This is a genomic window from Labrys sp. 22185 (assembly GCF_052045555.1).
GTDB classification, from domain to species: Bacteria; Pseudomonadota; Alphaproteobacteria; order Rhizobiales; family Labraceae; genus Labrys; species Labrys neptuniae.
In genome coordinates, this window is record NZ_JBQEPH010000001.1 from 16,393 (window position 1) to 33,589 (window position 17,197).

General features: G+C 63.3%; 19 protein-coding genes and 2 tRNA genes. 8 read left to right on the top strand and 13 right to left on the bottom strand.

Annotated features, from left to right (window positions below):
* Window positions 1-21: 21 nt before the first annotated feature.
* Window positions 22-525: a DinB family protein gene (locus tag ACTJKX_RS00065; RefSeq protein ID WP_440723967.1), complete on the bottom strand. Its 504-nt coding sequence runs from the start codon at window positions 523-525 to the stop codon at window positions 22-24.
* A 92-nt stretch (window positions 526-617) separates the two neighbouring features.
* Between ACTJKX_RS00065 and ACTJKX_RS00070 the strand changes: the two genes are divergently transcribed.
* Window positions 618-1,532, top strand: a complete 915-nt coding sequence (locus ACTJKX_RS00070; protein ID WP_440723968.1) for a LysR substrate-binding domain-containing protein — start codon at window positions 618-620, stop codon at window positions 1,530-1,532.
* Between the two features lie 15 nt (window positions 1,533-1,547).
* Here the strand turns inward: ACTJKX_RS00070 and ACTJKX_RS00075 are convergent, their stop codons facing one another.
* The 3 genes from ACTJKX_RS00075 to ACTJKX_RS00085 all read right to left on the bottom strand — a co-directional run bounded on the left by ACTJKX_RS00075 (window position 1,548) and on the right by ACTJKX_RS00085 (window position 3,978).
* Entirely contained in the window at window positions 1,548-2,195 is a 648-nt protein-coding gene (locus tag ACTJKX_RS00075) for a glutathione S-transferase family protein (protein WP_440723969.1), read from the bottom strand.
* 154 nt (window positions 2,196-2,349) lie between these two features.
* On the bottom strand, window positions 2,350-3,645 hold the full coding sequence (murA, locus tag ACTJKX_RS00080; protein ID WP_311942611.1) for a UDP-N-acetylglucosamine 1-carboxyvinyltransferase: 1,296 nt from the start codon (window positions 3,643-3,645) through the stop codon (window positions 2,350-2,352).
* A gap of 159 nt (window positions 3,646-3,804) precedes the next feature.
* A complete protein-coding gene (locus tag ACTJKX_RS00085; RefSeq protein WP_440723970.1) occupies window positions 3,805-3,978 on the bottom strand; it encodes a hypothetical protein in 174 nt (57 codons plus the stop codon).
* Between the two features lie 100 nt (window positions 3,979-4,078).
* Between ACTJKX_RS00085 and ACTJKX_RS00090 the strand changes: the two genes are divergently transcribed.
* Window positions 4,079-4,153 (top strand) — tRNA-Thr (locus tag ACTJKX_RS00090).
* Between the two features lie 241 nt (window positions 4,154-4,394).
* On the opposite strand, the gene ACTJKX_RS00095 is transcribed toward ACTJKX_RS00090, so the two are convergent.
* Window positions 4,395-4,610 (bottom strand): hypothetical protein, encoded by a 216-nt coding sequence (locus ACTJKX_RS00095; RefSeq protein WP_440723971.1) that lies wholly within the window; start codon window positions 4,608-4,610, stop codon window positions 4,395-4,397.
* Between the two features lie 228 nt (window positions 4,611-4,838).
* A complete protein-coding gene (locus ACTJKX_RS00100; protein WP_311942602.1) occupies window positions 4,839-5,087 on the bottom strand; it encodes a hypothetical protein in 249 nt (82 codons plus the stop codon).
* A gap of 217 nt (window positions 5,088-5,304) precedes the next feature.
* Here ACTJKX_RS00100 and ACTJKX_RS00105 point away from each other — a divergent pair, with 217 nt between their 5' ends.
* A complete protein-coding gene (locus ACTJKX_RS00105) occupies window positions 5,305-6,738 on the top strand; it encodes a C69 family dipeptidase (protein WP_440723972.1) in 1,434 nt (477 codons plus the stop codon).
* Here the strand turns inward: ACTJKX_RS00105 and ACTJKX_RS00110 are convergent.
* The gene (locus ACTJKX_RS00110) at window positions 6,695-8,026 is read right to left on the bottom strand and encodes a hypothetical protein (protein ID WP_440723973.1); all 1,332 of its coding nucleotides are present in this window, start codon (window positions 8,024-8,026) and stop codon (window positions 6,695-6,697) included. The two genes, ACTJKX_RS00105 and ACTJKX_RS00110, sit on opposite strands and share 44 nt — an antisense overlap.
* 255 nt (window positions 8,027-8,281) lie before the next feature.
* Here ACTJKX_RS00110 and gndA point away from each other — a divergent pair, with 255 nt between their 5' ends.
* Window positions 8,282-9,706 (top strand): NADP-dependent phosphogluconate dehydrogenase, encoded by a 1,425-nt coding sequence (gene gndA / locus ACTJKX_RS00115; protein ID WP_440723974.1) that lies wholly within the window; start codon window positions 8,282-8,284, stop codon window positions 9,704-9,706.
* A 170-nt stretch (window positions 9,707-9,876) separates the two neighbouring features.
* Here gndA and ACTJKX_RS00120 read toward each other — a convergent pair whose 3' ends face one another.
* The 3 genes from ACTJKX_RS00120 to ACTJKX_RS00130 all read right to left on the bottom strand — a co-directional run bounded on the left by ACTJKX_RS00120 (window position 9,877) and on the right by ACTJKX_RS00130 (window position 11,088).
* The gene (locus tag ACTJKX_RS00120) at window positions 9,877-10,092 is read right to left on the bottom strand and encodes a hypothetical protein (protein ID WP_311942592.1); all 216 of its coding nucleotides are present in this window, start codon (window positions 10,090-10,092) and stop codon (window positions 9,877-9,879) included.
* Window positions 10,093-10,345: 253 nt separating this feature from the next.
* Window positions 10,346-10,678, bottom strand: coding sequence for a hypothetical protein (locus ACTJKX_RS00125; protein ID WP_311942589.1), 333 nt, complete (start codon window positions 10,676-10,678; stop codon window positions 10,346-10,348).
* Between the two features lie 110 nt (window positions 10,679-10,788).
* Window positions 10,789-11,088, bottom strand: a complete 300-nt coding sequence (locus tag ACTJKX_RS00130; protein ID WP_068286669.1) for a hypothetical protein — start codon at window positions 11,086-11,088, stop codon at window positions 10,789-10,791.
* Between the two features lie 295 nt (window positions 11,089-11,383).
* Between ACTJKX_RS00130 and ACTJKX_RS00135 the strand changes: the two genes are divergently transcribed.
* From ACTJKX_RS00135 to ACTJKX_RS00150, 4 genes are all read left to right on the top strand, one after another.
* Window positions 11,384-12,496 (top strand): mandelate racemase/muconate lactonizing enzyme family protein, encoded by a 1,113-nt coding sequence (locus ACTJKX_RS00135; RefSeq protein ID WP_367625130.1) that lies wholly within the window; start codon window positions 11,384-11,386, stop codon window positions 12,494-12,496.
* A 16-nt stretch (window positions 12,497-12,512) separates the two neighbouring features.
* Window positions 12,513-13,382 (top strand): substrate-binding domain-containing protein, encoded by an 870-nt coding sequence (locus ACTJKX_RS00140; RefSeq protein ID WP_440723975.1) that lies wholly within the window; start codon window positions 12,513-12,515, stop codon window positions 13,380-13,382.
* 150 nt (window positions 13,383-13,532) lie between these two features.
* Window positions 13,533-14,525, top strand: a complete 993-nt coding sequence (locus tag ACTJKX_RS00145) for a GntR family transcriptional regulator (RefSeq protein WP_394310590.1) — start codon at window positions 13,533-13,535, stop codon at window positions 14,523-14,525.
* A gap of 233 nt (window positions 14,526-14,758) precedes the next feature.
* Window positions 14,759-14,968, top strand: coding sequence for a cold-shock protein (locus tag ACTJKX_RS00150; protein WP_068286658.1), 210 nt, complete (start codon window positions 14,759-14,761; stop codon window positions 14,966-14,968).
* Window positions 14,969-15,450: 482 nt separating this feature from the next.
* On the opposite strand, the gene ACTJKX_RS00155 is transcribed toward ACTJKX_RS00150, so the two are convergent.
* The 3 genes from ACTJKX_RS00155 to ACTJKX_RS00165 all read right to left on the bottom strand — a co-directional run bounded on the left by ACTJKX_RS00155 (window position 15,451) and on the right by ACTJKX_RS00165 (window position 17,154).
* Window positions 15,451-15,527: transfer RNA gene (locus tag ACTJKX_RS00155), tRNA-His, on the bottom strand.
* Window positions 15,528-15,659: 132 nt separating this feature from the next.
* On the bottom strand, window positions 15,660-16,109 hold the full coding sequence (locus ACTJKX_RS00160; protein ID WP_068286655.1) for a phasin: 450 nt from the start codon (window positions 16,107-16,109) through the stop codon (window positions 15,660-15,662).
* Between the two features lie 664 nt (window positions 16,110-16,773).
* Window positions 16,774-17,154: a phasin gene (locus tag ACTJKX_RS00165; RefSeq protein WP_311942575.1), complete on the bottom strand. Its 381-nt coding sequence runs from the start codon at window positions 17,152-17,154 to the stop codon at window positions 16,774-16,776.
* Window positions 17,155-17,197: the final 43 nt, after the last annotated feature.

Sequence of the window (17,197 nt, forward strand, 5' to 3'; positions counted from 1 at the left end):
GGGGAATGCGCCGACTCCCCGCTAGGTTCGACGGTCCGGATCGAACCGGTGAAGGTAACCCGCGAAAACGTCCACCGAGGCAGCCCGCGCGATCTGCGGCAGCAGGCGGCCGATCTCGCCGCGGTGATAGCCGCCATGCGTGACGACATGCGCCAGCATTTCCTCGCGTGACATGCGTCCGGGTTGTCCGTCCGTAAACCTGAAACGAATGGGTGCCTGCAACTCCTCCGCCGACAGGCCGGCGACATAGTCGATATAGGCTCCGTCCGTCCGGCGAATATCTGCGGAGAGAGGCTTCAGCGACGGCAGGTCATCTGGCTCGTTGTTGTCATAGCCATGGCTGAACCCCTCAAGATGCGCCATGAAAATGCGATCGACGATGTGAGCGTGATTGAGAATGCGCAGCGCCGGGCCGAAATCAGAGGGCGGGCCGGCGCACTCCAGCTCGATCATCGCATCCAGCAGGAGATCGTCGGCCCAGGCCTTGTAGCCATACAGCGAAGTCAGAAGCGACTGGGCGCCCATGCGCTCTCTCCAGCTTGTTCGGTTGACGCAGACTTGCATCGCCGCTGTATTCGCGCAAATTCGAATTCCGTGCTCGCGAATAAGCAGATGTTATGGCTTCTCCGATCAATCTGAGACAGGTCGAGGCTTTCAGGGCCGTCATGCGCACCGGCCGGATGACCCTGGCGGCGGAGTTGATGTCGGTGACGCAGCCGGCCGTCAGCCGCCTGATCGCCGATCTGGAGCGCGCCACCGGTCTCATATTGTTCGAGCGCAGGAGCAATCAGATCAGGCCGACCCGCGCGGCGATCGATCTGATGCGAGAGGTGGAACGCTCCTTCGTCGGCCTGGACCGGATCGCTTTGCTCGCCCAGGAGATCGGGCGGCATTCGGCCGGAACCTTGCGGATTGCTGCCATGCCCGCTTTGGGCAATGGACTGTTGCCGCGCTTCCTGGCCCGCTTCCTGCGCGATAAGCCGGGCCTGAACGTGTCCCTGGATACGCTGCCTTCCGCCATGGTCATCGAGGCGCTGGCTGTCGGCCAGGCCGATATCGGCTATGCGGATGAACCGCTGGACAGGAGCGGCTTCCTCGTCGAGGCCTATCCTGCCGCCGCGCTTGTCGCTCTGCCGGCGCGCCACCCTCTGGCTGGCAAGACCGTCATCGCACCCGGCGATTTTGCCGGCGAACGCGTCATCAACCTGGATCCCGGCACATTGTTTGCGATGCGGGTTGAATTGGCGCTGGCCGGCGTGCCGCGCCTTGCCGCGCTTGAAACAAGGCTCTCCTACACGGCCCTCACCTTGGTGGCCGAGGGTGCGGGCATCGTCTTGGTCGATCCGGCATCGGCGAGCGAGTTCGCGGGGCGGGGTATCGTCTTTCGCCCCTTCAGCATTTTCATCGATGCCGGTTTCCAGATGATCCGTTCGGCAAGCCAGGTGCGTCTCGAGGTGGCGGAGCGCTTTGCCAGCGAATTCGATGCTTATCTGAAGGAGCACCTCGGCGAGATGCTTCAGCCCGAGCGATAGGGCAATCGGCATCTCTCAATAGGCGAGACGGCCCCGCAGATCGTCGAACGGAATCATCACATGCTGCCGATATGGCGTGCGCGCCATGATACGCTCGTACCACGCCTGCACATTGGGAATGTGAGGGCGCGAAATATCGAGGTTGAAATAGCGATAGAGCGCGGTGCCGACGGCGATGTCTGCCAGGCTGAGATCGTCGCCCAGCATATGGCATCTGCCTTCCAGCCAGCGATCGAGCAGGAGGAAATGGGTGCTGCAGCATTCGATGCCGCGACGGATGCGCGGCCAGTCCCTTTGGGCTTCCGGCGTGCGGTAGAAGCCCCAGAACACGTCGGAGAGGAAGGCGGGCTGCAGCGCCGTCTGCGACCAGTCCATCCAGCGTTCGAATTGGGAGCGCTTGCCGGCATCGTCAGGCCAGAAACGCCCGGCGCCGAAGCGGGCGGCGAGGTAGCGCAGGATCGTGTGCGACTCCCACACGATGACGCCGGCATCGTCAATGACCGGCACCCGGCCATGGGGGTTGAGCGCCAGGAATTCGGGTGTATCGAGGCCGCCGAAATCGCTGCCCGCAGGAATATGGTCATGGGCGATGCCGAGTTCGCCGACCAGCCACATCACCTTCTGGACGTTGAAGGAATTTCGGCGTCCCCAGATCTTCAGCATGCCGGGCAGCCCTTGATGTCAAAAGGGCGCGAACCGGCATGGTCGCGCCCCGTCATTCGATTGCAAGCCGGATCCAACTCTCTGTTTTTACGCATTTTCTCAATCGAAAAGTCTGTCAACTTTTCTGGAAAACGCTTTTGCGAGGCGGAAAGTCTCAGCCCTCGCCGGAGATTCGCTCGATCTGGGCGCCGCAGGCTGCAAGCTTGCGTTCCAGGTTCTCGAAACCGCGGTCGAGATGGTAGATGCGATTGACGACGGTATCGCCCTGGGCGGCGAGGCCCGCGATCACCAGCGACACCGAGGCGCGCAGATCGGTCGCCATCACCGGCGCGCCCTTGAGGGTCGAGACCCCCTCGACGATCGCCGTCTGGCCATCGAGATGGATATGGGCGCCGAGGCGGGCCAATTCCTGCACGTGCATGAAACGGTTCTCGAAGATCGTTTCGGTGATGCGCGACTTGCCCTTGGCCTTGGTCATCAGGCCCATCAACTGGGCCTGCAGGTCGGTCGGGAAGCCCGGGAAAGGCTCGGTGGTCACGGCCACGGGATCGATGCCGTGGCCGTTGCGGCGCACGCGAATGCCTTCATTGGTGGCGGCGATCTCGGCGCCTGCCTCGCGCAGCACGTCGAGCGCATTCTCGAACAGTTCGGGCTGGGCGCCTTCCAGCATGACGTCGCCGCCGGCCATCGCCACGCACATGGCATAGGTGCCGGCCTCGATACGGTCGGAGATCACGCGGTGATGCGCACCCTGCAGGCGGCTGACGCCTGATATCTCGATGGTGGAGGTGCCGGCGCCCTTGATCTTGGCGCCCATCTTGATCAGGCAGTCGGCGACATCGACGATCTCGGGCTCGCGCGCCGCATTGTGGATGACGGTGGTGCCCTCGGCGAGCGTCGCGGCCATCAGCGCGACATGGGTACCGCCCACGGTGACCTTGGGAAAGTCGATCTCGGCGCCCTTCAGGCCGTTCTTCGCCTCGGCGACGGCGTAACCGTTCTCGATGTCGATCTTGGCACCGAGCCGTTCCATCGCCATCAGCAGGAAGTCGACCGGGCGCGTGCCGATGGCGCAGCCGCCGGGCAGGGAGACGCGGGCATGGCCCATGCGGGCGAGCAGCGGGCCGAGCACCCAGAAGCTGGCGCGCATGCGCGAGACCAGTTCGTAGGGCGCGGTGGTATCGACGATGGAGCGCGCATCGAGACGCACCGTCTGGCCGGTCAGTTCCAGCTCGCCCGGGCGCTTGCCGGCAATGGTGACGTCGAGGCCGTGATTGCCGAGGATGCGGGCAAGCAGGGCGACGTCGGCCAGGCGTGGCACATTGGTGAGGGTGAGCACGTCTTCGGAGAGCAGGCTCGCGATCATCAGCGGCAGGGCAGCGTTCTTGGCGCCGGAAATCGGAATGACGCCGTGGAGCGGCGCGCCGCCGGTGATCTTGATTCGATCCATGGTCGATCCTTCGGAATGGCTTCGGCCTCGCCCGTGATCGGCGCAGTGGCGGCCGGGAGGCAAGCAGTCGAGCAGCGTAAGAGATAAGGTTAACCGGTTTGAGTAAACGAAGCGCAAAGGCCGGACAAGGGCGAAGCCCGGGCAGAATCGCGGCAGGGCCTATTCGCTGTCGTCCTGTGGCATTTTCGCATCGCCGTCGGCACTTTCCCGGCCTTCGCCCGATAATGCACCGCGCCCGGCGTCACGCCCGCGCGACTGGCTCTTGCGTCGGCCGAGATTGGCGCGCAGGGCCTTGGCCAGGCGCTCGGCCCGCTTTTCGGCCTCGGTTTTCACGGGTGTTTTCATCAAATGACGACTTTATGCAGCAACCGGCTTGCGCCGGCGCCTCCCTTGTGGCACTAGAGCGCCGCGCCGGGCAAGTCCTTCGGCAGAAGCTGCAGTAGCTCAGTGGTAGAGCACTCCCTTGGTAAGGGAGAGGTCGAGAGTTCAATCCTCTCTTGCAGCACCATCTCAATTCCTGAAATTTCTGATCGTTCAAGCCGTCGTTCCGGCGATTTGCGCTGCGCATTCAAGCATCTGTCCTTGATACGGCTCTCCGAAAGCCGCAGGGCGCCGCTGCATCCGAGACCTTTCGGTCAGGCGGATTCGCTGGCGATGTTTTTGGGCGATGGGCAGGACGGCCAAAAGAAACGGGCCGGAGATCCGGCCCGTAAACATCTTCCTATGGCTTGGCGAACGCCGATCCTGCCTCAAATCTCGGGGCGAACCAGTGTCTTGGCCGGTGGCCGCAGGTCGTAGATCGCTTCCAGCTCTGCCAGCATGTCCGGCAGGGACTTTGCGCCGGCGGCGGGAGAGGGCACTTCCTCGGTCACGTCGCCGTTGCGGATATGCTCCTGCCATTGGGCTTCGCTCATCTGGCCGGAAAGATAGCAGGCGCGAAGAAGATTGGCTTGTTCGGTAGTCATTGCAATCGATTGGCTGAAAGGGAAACAGATATCGCCATGATAAAGCGAGGCGTCGCGCGGCCAAGTCAGCAATTAGGCGTTGGCCTGCGCCGAAAGAACTAGTCTGGAGGGAGTACGCCTCGCCCGGGGCCATGATGAGGCCGCATCAAGGAAAGTCTGTGATGCCAGGCGCGATGGCGGCGAGGCGAAGGGCGGTCCCGAATCAGGAGACGGCCCGACTATGCCCGCTCAGGCGAGCGCGGCAGGACGTATGGCGATGGCGGGAAGGCGAGTTTCGATTTTTTCGGGCGCGGTTGAAGTTGCTGATGTGGTTGACGTGGCGTTAATCTTCCGCTCGTTCAAGACAAACCAGCGATGAGCAATTAAAATTACGAGAGCTACAATAAGATCGAGGACGATCATGCTGAGCATGGTCGAATTAAAAAAATAACTGAACCAGTCGCTGGAAATCTGAGCGTTTTGCGAAATATCTGTCATTCCCTGGTTGAACTCCAGTTCACCTACAGCGCCCCGCCGCCCGGTAGCCTTACGCTAGGGATGATTAGGTTGCACAAACGTTAACGCATGTCTCGTTATTTTGCCGTGACCGAGCGCACAGGATGCGCGGCACGATGCCACGCGGCTGCGCGGGAGAGGCCGGCCTACCTTGTCGGTGCCTGTTACCGGCCCTCAAGCGTCAGCGCGGAGACAAACGGTGAGCTACGGACTTTATATCGGCAGGAACCATACGGCTGACGGCATCGCCTATCTCGCCGGCTATGGCGATGAACCCTCGAGCCATTGGCTCGAGCTCCTGCCTCGCTGCCGGCATGAGGCGGATGCGCGCATCCCGGTCGGCGTGACGCCGCAGGCCGATCTGCCCGGCCGCATGAGCGAGATCCCGCAGGTTTCCGAAACGGCGCGGCATCTGCGCGTCAGCTACAGCTACTACAAGGGCGTGCCGGGCCCGCTCACCAATGGCGGCCTCAACGAACATGGCGTCGCCGTGCGCGACATCTGGTCATCTTCGCGCCCCGACCTGGTGGCGATGACGCCGGTGGATCAGACCGGCCCCAATTACAGCGACCTTGCTCGCCTCGTCCTGGAGCGGGCGTGCACGGCCCGCGACGGCGTCGATATCATCGTCGACCTGATCGCCCGCCACGGCTATGCCGACTATGGCGGCAATTCGCATCTGATCGCCGATGCCGAGGAGGCCTGGGTGGTGATCGAGTTCTCGGGTGGCCGGGGTCTGTGGGTGGCGGAGCGGCTCGGGCCGGATGCCATTCGCGCCTCCCGGCCGGGCTATGTCGGGCTGGTGCCGATCGAGGATCCAACCCGGGCGGATTTCCTCTATCCGCCGCACTTCGTCTCCTTCGCGCAGGAACAAGGGTGGCATCGGCCTGGCACGCCCTTCGATGCCAATGCCGTCTATGGCGACGGCAAGGGCCGCTGGGCCGGCGTGCAGTGGATCGAAGCGGAGATGGCGGCACGGGCGGGGCGGCCGGAGAAGATCGGCCTGGCGGACGTCTTCTGGGCCGTGCGCACGGAAAGGCTGACCGGCGACACCGCCGGCTATGGCCAGGTGGTGCCGCTGCTGGGCGCGGTGCCCGAAGCCTTGCGCCTCGTCTGGCACACCCAGGTCGGTGCGGTGGCGGCGCCGTTCGTGCCGGTGTTCCTGGGCATCGAGAGCGTGCCGGAGGAATATCGTCGGCATCGCTATCTCAGCGATGGGGAGGCCGCATGCTTCCTCGACACACGCCATGCCGAGAAGGGGCGCCCCGAAACCTTGTCGGCGGTGCCGCAGGGCATCGAATCGACCCGCTCGGCCGGACTCGCCGGCAAGCGGCTGCTCAACCTGCTCTTCCAGCACCACGAAACCTTCCTGCCCGAAGCCCTGGCACTATGGCAGGCGATCGAGGCGACGCTCATCGGGGAGCAGGCGCGAATTGCACGCAGCGCCGCAGTGCTGATCCAGGCCGGCGAGACGGATCTTGCGGGGCGTCTCCTCACCTATTTCACCGGCACGGAGCTGCGGCGTGCCCTCGATACCATGGAGCAGTTGGCGCAGTCCCTGGAGATCAGGACACGCCATCTCTTCGGCTTCAGGACGGAGCCCGTCCCGCGTGCCCCGGAGCAAATATGGTGACAGGACCGCTGCGCCCCAGCATCGCTGCCATCCCTGCAAGGCTCAGCACCAGGGCGAAGGGAATGAGGCGAAAGGTGAAGGAGACGTGCTGGATGGTGTGGTTGGCCTTGAGCTCCACCACCAGCATCGGCAGGAGCGTCAGCGCCAGAACGGCGAGCGCGCCGGCCGCCCGGCCGCGCCGCAGCGCCAGCGAGAACAGCACGAGCCAGGCCAGGAGGCAGGCCGCGATCGGCCACCAGCCCAGAGGCATGGCCGCGCTTTCCAGCAGCATCTCGTAGAGGGCCCGCAAAGGCCGGTAGACCCCGTCGCCGCCGCCGAACCAGCGGGCGAAATCCTGGCTCGGCACCGAGGTCTGTTCCCCGAAGATCCGTCCGGCGAGGACCACCAGGCCCCATTTCGTCGCCCACATGGCGAAATAGCCGGCTATAACAATGGCCTGCAGGAGGATAGCCTGCACCAGGCTGGCGCCGAGCGGGCGCTGCTCCGCCAGCACGGCGCGCAGCAGGAGGGTCCAGCCGAGCACATAGGCCAGCAGGTCGGGATTGTAGAGAAAGTCGAAGAAATTGTAGACCGCGCCCATGGCGAAGGCCCAGGGCGCAAAGCCAAGCAGCTCCATCGGCCCCCGCTTGCGCAAGGCGACCGTCCAGCACAGCAGGAGGACCGAGAGGGAAATCGTGTGGGTCGGCGTCAGGCCTGATATCGGCAGGTCCGTCATCACCAGGCCCAGGGCCGTCACGGCCAGGAGCGTGGCGACCCGCGCCGGGCTCGCCGTGCCTCGGAGGACGGGAGGCAGGAACGGTGCCAGCGCCACAAAGGCGCACAGGAAGAGGAGGGCGCCGCCCCAGAGCTGCAGGCTGCGATAGGAGAAGAACGACAGGAATGGCTCGGTAATGAGGCGATAGCCGTGCCAGTAGCGCGAATAGGGGTAATGTGGCTGTTCGGAGCCGGCGAGTTGGTCGCGCAGGCTGTCGCAGATTGACTTCGGCGGCTGCCACAGCAGGGCCGGGGACTGCAGCGTGAAAGTGATCGGGTTGGTCGCCCCTGGCGCGATTGCCGTCGACAGGCCGACGCATTCGCTGAAATGGCTGAGCCGGTGCCGGCCGATGCGCTCGAACGCTTCGTGATCGCCGAAGGACTGGCTGGCAAAGGCCTGCCGGACTGCTTCCTTGATGGCCTCGGGTCGGCGCAGGCCGTCTGCCAGCCCCAGCGAGAGGGAAGCCAGCACGACGATCACGGCGAGGGCTGCGAGCGCCCGCGCGAGGGTTTTGGCGATGGCGGTCAGATCCACGCGGTGAGCCCCGCATTCCGGTAGCAATACGCCGGAACTGGCGGCAAATGCCGTATCTTGTCAATTCACTCGAGTTGCCTCGCGAACAGGCACGCGACTTGTCGGTTTGCTGGAAAGACTTTACGGCGCGATTGCACAAATATTAGGCGCTTCCTGAGAACGGGAGGCCTGTACATCCGGGGCCAAAGGCGGCATAGCGCAGGGAAAGCATCGATGGGCTCGGGACTCCCGGGCAAACAGGGAGAAGCCGAAAAAATGGCACAGGCAGATATCGCAGTCATCGGCATGGCAGTCATGGGGCGCAACCTCGCCATGAACATTGCCGAGAAGGGATTCAAGGTCGCCGTCTACAACCGTTCCTCGGCCCGTACCGACGAAGCCTTGGTCGAAGCCGGCGATCTCGCCGGCAACATGATCGCCTGCCGCTCGATCGAGGAACTGGTCGCCGCCCTCAAGCCGCCGCGCGCGTTGCTGCTGATGGTGAAGGCGGGCGCCGCCGTCGACGAGACCATCGCCCAGCTCAAGCCGCATCTGGCCAAGGGCGACATCATCATCGATGCCGGCAATGCCAATTATCGCGACAGCGTCGCCCATGACCAGGCCCTGTCGGCCGAGGGCTTCGAGTTCCTTGGCGTCGGCGTCTCCGGCGGCGAAGAAGGCGCCCGCCACGGCCCGTCGATCATGGTCGGCGGCAGCCAGAAGGCCTGGGAGCGCGTCCAGCCCGTGCTGACGGCGATCGCCGCGCGCTATCAGGGCGAATCCTGCTGTGCCTATATGGGCCCGGCCGGCGCCGGCCATTTCGTCAAGACGCTGCACAACGGCATCGAATATGCCGACATGCAGATGATCGCCGAAGCCTATGGCCTGATGCGGGCCGGCCTCGGCATGGCGCCGTCGGCCATTGCCGATGTGTTCGAAGGCTGGACCAGGGGCCCGCTCGCCTCCTATCTCACCGAGATCACCGTACAGGCCCTGCGCAGCACCGATCCCTCGACCGGCAAGCCGTTGGTCGACATCATTCTCGACAGTGCCGGCCAGAAGGGCACGGGCCGCTGGTCGGCCATAGAGGCACTCGATCTCGGCGTGCCGGCGAGCGCCATCGCCGCGGCGGTCGAGGCGCGTGGCCTGTCCAGCATGCGCAGCTTGCGCCAGGCGGTGAACGGCGCCCTCGGCGATGCCGAACGGGCCGCAATCGGTACGGCGACGCCCGAGATCATCGCCGAGATCGAGAAGACGCTGCTCACCGGCAAGATCCTGGCCTATGCCCAGGGCTTCGACGTTTTGGCGGCCGGCTCCAAGCAATTCGGCTGGAACCTGCCGCTCGCCGAGATCGCCAAGATCTGGCGCGCCGGCTGCATCATCCGTTCGCGCATGCTCGATGCCATGTCGCGCGCCTATTCGGCGACGCCGTCGCCCGAATCGCTGATCCTCGACCCCGATTTCGCCGGCGAGCTCAAGGCGAGCCTGCCGGCTGCGCGGAAAATCCTCGGCCTTGCCGTGGCCAATGGCCATCCGGTGCCGGCGCTGACCTCGGCGCTCAATTATCTGCAGCAATTGCGTGCCAGCCGGGCCACCGTGGACCTGGTGCAGGCCCAGCGCGACATCTTCGGCGCCCACGGCTTTGAGCGCATCGACCAGCCCGGTGCCCATCACGGCCCTTGGCACACCGGCGCCGAGTAATTGAGGCAAAGTGCGATTTCCACATGTCGCACTTTCTCTCCAACGCTTTGCATGGGTGCGTTTTCCAGGTCGAGAAGCCTCTCGGCTCTTCTGGAAAACATTCATGAAAAAAGGGGCATGGTCCGCCATGCCCCCTCGCAATGCCGATGTCGGACAGCCGACGCCTATTTTCAGAAACGATTGGGAACGCAGCGCCGGCCGGACGAGGCGGGGTGCGTGCCTCGAGGGCAGGCCGGGCGGCGATAGGCCGGGCCGGGACGCTGGAAACGGTCTGCGCGGCGGAATTCGCAGCGCCCGAAGCGGTTGCGTTCCATGCCCGGTCCGCAGCGGAAGGCAATTTCGTCGACGACCAACGAGCCCTTCGTCATCGGGGTGGAGGCAGGCATGGCCTGCGCTGCGCCCGATGCCACAGCAATAAATCCAAGTGCGGCAGCGATCTTTACAATTCTTAACATAGTATCCGTCCGTCTCCGTAGGTGAATATTAGCAGCCCGCCAACCAACATAACGTAGGGGAATGTTACGTCGTTGGGTATATGGAAGAGGGCGAAAAGTGTCAATGCGTGGCAATTATTCAGGCATAAATGCGCACATGCGCCGGCATGCGTGGTAAATTTTTAGAATTCTCGCCAGGGGTCGCCTATTTGCTCGGGTTGGCCATTTTTCTGAACACGCTGTCTATGGCGTTCATCAGCAGCATGTCGGGCTGGTGCCGACAGACGCCCTTCACCGCCAGGATGATGCCGTTGCCGTCCGTGCGACTGCCGACCCAATGATTGTCGTTGCGGCTGTTGAGCCCGGTCCACCAGCCGAGAATCCAGCTATTGCCCTCGCCTTCGAGGCGTGTGGTGGAGAGCCAATATTTGCACGGCATCGTGCCGACGCCGAGCGCCATATAGTCATAGGCCCGGGCGGACGACGTGGTGATGAAGGCAGCTGCCGCTGCCAGGCAGAGCGCCCCGACGCGACTCATGCGTGGACCTTGTCGGGCAATTCCAGGACGGTCCGGTCGCTTGCAGACCCCTCCTGGTCGTGTCCCCGACCCGATCGGGAGGAGCCTGTTTAGAATCAGATGGAACTTACTCACCCTTCATTCCCGTCGCTGACATGATCGAATTGTGCCCCTTGCAGCAGGCGATGCCGGGCTAGCCGGACGCCGACGCCCCGGCCATGTTCCGAGATGAACTCGACCCCGCCGGTCTCGAGCGCCCGGCGGATGGCAGCGGCGTTCGCGCTGGTGATTTGCGGAACGTCGTCAAAGGCATCGGCTCGCCGGATCGTCGCCACGCCGAGGCTGGAGGCATCCGCCAGCTTCTGGGCAGTCCAGCGCAGCAGGGCACGGCCAGCCCGGATCTGCGCACCGGTAATCGGGGTAGCATGCATCACGTCAGTCCCCTCTCTTATCGGATGATCGGATAGCGCTCACGACTATACGCCGCCGGCTGTTGAGACGGAACCGGTTGCATGGCCCGCGCACCAGCAAATCCGCCGAATCCTGCGGGTTCGTCTCGGCGGCAACTCTATAATGCATATTCCATGCACTATGCTTGACTTTGCCCGGGCAGGCCGCTCTGATGACCTGAAGAGAAAGCCAGGATGTATTCCTGTTCCTGCCGTGGCCCCCCGCGACCGGGATCAGGAATATGCGCATGCCTTGGCGGGATACAGGGAGCCCAGCATGGCCAGGATCGAACGCATCGAATTGTCGATGGTGGTGCTCGAGCCCAAGGTGAAGCGCGTCGATGCCATCCAGTCCTTCGTGGCACAGGAGACGCCGATCGTGCGCATCTTCGATGCCGATGGGGCCGTCGGCATCGGCTATAGCTATACGATCGGTACGGGCGGGCATTCCGTGCTGGAATTGCTGGCGCACACCTTCGCACCGGCCCTGATCGGGCGTGAGGCCGCCATGATCGAGCAGATCTGGCGCGACCTGCTCTTCCTCAGCCATGCCACCTCGGTGGGGGCCATCACCTCGCTTGCGCTTGCCGCGGTCGATACGGCGTTGTGGGATCTACGCTGCCGCAAGGCCGGCCTGCCCCTGCATGTCATGGCCGGTGGTGCCCAGGACAGGGTCCGCCTCTACACCACCGAGGGGGGCTGGCTGCAGCTCGACACGGCGGCAATCGTCGCCGATGCGCTCCAGGCAAAGGCCGATGGTTTCGGCGGCTGCAAGATCAAGGTCGGCCGTCCGGTGCGCGAAGATGTGGGCCGCCTCCTCGCCGTGCGCGAGGCCGTCGGCGAGGGCTTCGAGATCTTCACCGATGCCAACCAGGCCTTCGCGGTGGACGAGGCGATCCGGCGCGCCCATCATTATCGCGAGGCGGATATCGGCTGGTTCGAGGAGCCTCTGCCGGCCGATGACGTCGACGGGCATGTCAGGCTGGTCGCCTCCACCTCGATCCCGATCGCGGTCGGCGAGAGCATCTACAGCCCCTCGCATTTCCGCGACTATCTGCAGCGGCGCGCCTGTTCGGTGGTGCAGGTCGATGTCGCTCGCATCGGCGGCATCACGCCCTGGCTCAAGGTGGCGCATATGGCGGAGAGCTTCAATGTCGCCGTCTGCCCGCATTTCCTGATGGAACTGCATGTCGGCCTGTGCTGCGCCGTACCGAATGCGCGCTGGGTGGAATATATTCCCCAACTCGACGGCGTGACCGGCAATACAATGCGCATCGAGGGCGGCTATGCGCTGCCATCGCAGGAGCCGGGCCTGGGGATCGATTGGGACGAACAGGCGCTCGCCACCTTGCAGGCGGAGGGCTCGGCCAGGCGCATCACGGCTCGCTGATGGAGGGAGGACTGTCATGGCAAGGCGGCTCAAGCTGCAATTCATCGCCGTGACCTGTGACGAGGATTTCTTCCGTCCGGTCCGCAAGGGCATGGCGGATGCTGCCGCACTGATGGATGTCGAGGCTACATTCACGGGGACGAAGGGGGTGGACGCCGGGGAGATGGCCGTGCTCGCACGCCAGGCCATGGCTGATGGCATCGACGGGCTGGCATTGGTTGCCTTTGATGGCGCCGCCTTTGCGCCTGTGGTGACCGAGGCCCATGCCAAGGGCATTCCGGTGGTGGCTTTCAACATCGACCAGGGCAAGGGCCGTGCCGGTACGCTCAGCGGTATCGCGCAGGATTTCGGCGGCGCGGGCCGGACCCTTGGCCGGCGCGCGGCAACCGCCATCGCGCCAGGCAGCCGCGTGCTGCTTACCCTCCACGATGCCGGTATCTCGGCGCTGGAGGAACGCCGCGACGGCATCAAGGCGGCCCTGGAGGGGCACGACATCGCGTGGGTCGAGACGATAACAGGCCATCAGGTCGAGGAGGCCGCCCGGCGCGTCGAGGCGATCCTGGCCGGCGAGCCCGGTATTTCGGCGATCCTGGCCACCGGCCAGGCCGACACCGAGGGCGCCGGGGTGGCGGTGGAACGAACGGGCCGCACGCTCTATGCCGCCGGCTTCGATCTGTCGCCTGGCATATTGCGCCTGGTCGAAGCGGGACATCTTGCCTTCACCATCGACCAGCAACCCTATGCCCAGGGCTTCTATCCGGTGATTCAGCTCGTGCTCAATTTGCGCTATGGCTTGATGCCGGCAAGCCTCGATGCCGGAGCCGCGATCGTCGACCGTGCCAATGCATCCCGGATTCGGGTTCTGTCGGAAGCGGGCTATCGTTGAGGGGCTAAGGCCAGGCGGCTTCCTTCCGGTTGCGTCACGAGTGCGATCGAGGAGACGCTGTAGAAATGTCGAACATGAGCGGGCTTTTCAGGCAGGGCCAAGGTGGACCCTCGCCGGAAAAGTCTGCTTGGAGGCGAGGGGAGGGGCGGCATGGGCATCCCGGCGACAAGACGGCGATTGAACGAGATCGTCGGCGAAACGCTGGCCTCCCATATCCGCTCGGGGGCGCTGCCGGCCGGCTTCGTCATTCGGGAAAAGGCGGTCACCGATCTCTTCGGTGTCGGTCGCATGCCGGCCGTGGTCGCCATGGCCCGTCTGGAGGCCGAACGCCTGGTCCATCGCAGGCCGGCGTTGCGGGGCGTGGTCGTCGGCCTCAGCCGTACGGTGCCGGCGAGGCCGGGCGATCTGGCCGGGCATGTCACCCTGCCCGAGGGCCTTGGGCGCGAACTCAGGCAGCGCAATTGGCGCAGCCTGATTTATCCCGCCCTGGAGCGCCAGGTGGCCTCTTGCCTGCTGTTCGGGCGCTTCCAGATCCGCACCCCGGCGCTCGCCGAGCATTTCGGTGTCAGCAGGACCATCGCCCACGAGCTCCTGCTGAGGCTCGAGCGCGTCGGTCTGGTGCGCCAGGAAGTCAATGCACGCTGGTATGCCGGCCCGCTGACACCGACCCGAATCGACGAGCTCTACGAAATGCGCATCCTGCTGGAGCCGGCGGCTCTGCGGCAGTCGGTACGAGGACTCGAACCGTCGGTCATCGAAGAAAGGCTCGACCGGGTGTCACAGGCCCATACTGCCGAGGCGCGGTCGGATGCCTCGCTGCTGCACCGGCTCGAAACCGATCTGCATCAGGATGTCGTCCTGCGCTGCGCCAATGAGGAGTTGCGCGCCACGCTCTATCGCTGCCAATTGCCGCTGATTTCGGTGCATCTGTCGTTCGGCAGTTATGGCGAGCGCACCGACATTCCCCAGATGATCGGCATGCACAAAGCCGTGCTCGAGCACCTTGCCGGGGGGCGGGTGGAAGAGGCGGCGCTCGCCCTCGAAAGCCATTTGAGGTGCTCGCGGGACGACAATCCGGCGCGGCTCGCCGATCTGCCCGCACTTGCTCCGTCGCAGTTACACCCCTATCTCGACCCGATTTGACCCTGAAACGGCTCAAATCGACGTAAATTCAATGTCAAATATGACGGGCGCGGCTGCGCTTGCATTTCTGCGCCGATGCCAGCATAAAAGCCCATCGATCTCGGCCGGACGTTTTGGCTGTGTGGTCTCATGGCCACGCTTGCTGATGACCTTCCTACCAATTTCGACCCATGGAGCTTCGTGCCGCCGGTCGGTTGCAGGAAGTTCGATCGTGCCCATAGGAAAGGTTCGTCATGAGCACAGGTACTGTTAAGTGGTTCAACTCCCAGAAGGGCTACGGCTTCATTCAGCCAGATGACGGCTCGAAGGACGTTTTCGTTCACATCAGCGCGGTGGAACGCGCCGGCCTGCGCGACCTGCAGGAAGGCCAGAAGATCACCTATGAGCTGACCGAGGACCGTCGTTCCGGCAAGCTGGCAGCTGATCGCCTGCAGGCTTCCTAAGTCCTGCGGTCGCGTCCCGGGACGCGCCTGAATTTGAGTTAGGATGGGTGAAAGCCCATTTGACGCCTCCGGTCGCACCGGGGGCGTTTTTGTTTGAAAGGGGGCGCTGGATCGAATCGGCTCCCCAGTATCGGGCTGCAAGGAGCGGTTTTCGACGGGTGCAAGCGACAGGGACCATGGCAGCGGAAATGGCGCTGCTGGGCCGTTCGATGATCCGAGGATGAAGATCCGTATTCTTACCGGATGGCCAGCGAAGATGTCGAGGAAGGCGGGCCGGCCTTCAGGGCATCGACATGAGTCGCGAGAGCGGCAAGATTTGAACCGGCGGCCATATCTCGGCATCGCGTCCGATGCTGCCGCGAATCGTGCGTTCGAGAAACCCTATGACCGGTCGGCACAATCAGCCTGACAATGTCTGGGCGAGCAGCATTCCGGGAGCATGGAATGAAGATCTGTACCATCCCGGCACCAAGGCCGTGCGATGGTACAGTTGGGTGGACTCGAACCACCGACCTTCGGAGCCACAATCCGACGCTCTAACCAACTGAGCTACAACTGCATCTGGGCATGCGTTTAGCGGGATCGTTCCGCTATTTCAAGTGTGCAGGCAGGGGATTTTTTCATTCGCCCCCAATCAAAGAAAAAGGCCCGGACCAAGTCCGGGCCTCGAAACGTCAGCGGAGCTGAAAAATCAGGCAACGCTCTTGAAGGTCTTCTCGACCTGAGCCTTGACCGGAGCGATCGTCTCATTGGCGACCTTCTGGGCGAGCTCGCCATATTCCTTGGCCTGGGCCGAGAAGGTCTCGGCCTGCTTGCGCAGGAAAGCGGTGTTGAGCTCGATCACGTCCGAGAAGGTCTTCACGCCGAACAGGGCGATGGCATGGTCGAAGGAAGCGTTGGTGTTGGTGCGGGCGGACTCCAGGACCTTCAGGCCGAGGGTCGAAACGCCCTTGGAAGCGGTGCTGTAGGCGCCTTCGAAAGCGCTGGAAGCTTCTTCGGCAGCAACCTTGATCTTGGCATAGGTGTCCTTGGCCTGGGCAGCGCCCTTCTCGGCGAAGTCACGGACGGAAGCAGGAATTTCCAGCTTGGAGAGATTTTCGAAGGCCAGTTCAGTTTCAGTCTTGTTCTTGGCGGCAACCATAGAACGCTCCTTGGGAGTAAGGGTGAAATTGGATCAGTGGACTTAACGAAACGTCTTGAGGAGCCTTCGGCATGACATGCCGCGATGTGGGGCGACCTCACCTGCCACAATCTATATCAAATGCCCTTGTGCGATGCAATAACTCTGTTGCAGTGCACAATCGTCCGATAAAAGCACAAATTTTAAGCGATTCATGCCCAAAATTATGCCTATCGGTGAATTTTTGTTTGTGGTCAAAACCGCGGGGATCGACGGAGTTTTGCTCGATATTGCGTTGCAATAGGCATTTTTGTGACAATTCCCCGCCAAATCGGTGCTCTTCACGTCCAGAAGGCAAGGCCTGCATTACGCAAGGGAAAGTATTGCTTGCGGTCTCGACGAAGAGATATGCCGTGAATGCAAGACAGGGCTGTCTTTTTGCGGTGACGGCAAGAATAGTTCAGTTGTCTGGAATTATTAACACGCAGATTTCAAGCAGTATTTTACCTCGCGCCGGGCAAGCTTCCATGCCGAAAGCCCCAAATCAATGCTCGCGTGAGGTCCTGCCCGCATCTCCCCCCGAGAGGCCGGAAGAAATCCCTCGCATTTCCTGGAGTCGAGGTCGGGCTACGGCCTTGCCGGGCTGCCTCTACGGGCAATCCCGGCAACGCGATTCGACGAGGCCCTATTTCTTCGGCTTGGTGACGTCAGAAGCCAGCTTGCTGGCCGTGGCACCGATATCCTTGGCCTGCTCGCCGAAAGCCTGGAGCTGCGCCTTGATGAAATCGCTCTGCAGTTGCAGCACTTGCTGGGGGTCCTTGGCCTTGACCAGGCTCGAGGCGAAGTCCAGCGCGGCCGCGACGTTCTGCTCGGCATAGGTCAGGGCCTTGCGACCGATATCCTTGCCGCCGGTTTGGATGGCATCGCTCGTGCCTTCGATGGTACCGGCTGCCTTGTAGGCCGCCCCCATGAAACCGTCGAACGCCTTCTTGGCCTGATCGACGCTCTTTTCCGCCAGGTCGCGCATCTCGGACGGAATTTCGAAGTTCGGCGGCTTGGTTGTCATAGGCGTCTCCTCCGTTGCCCCCGTCCCCAGGCCGGTGACGGTG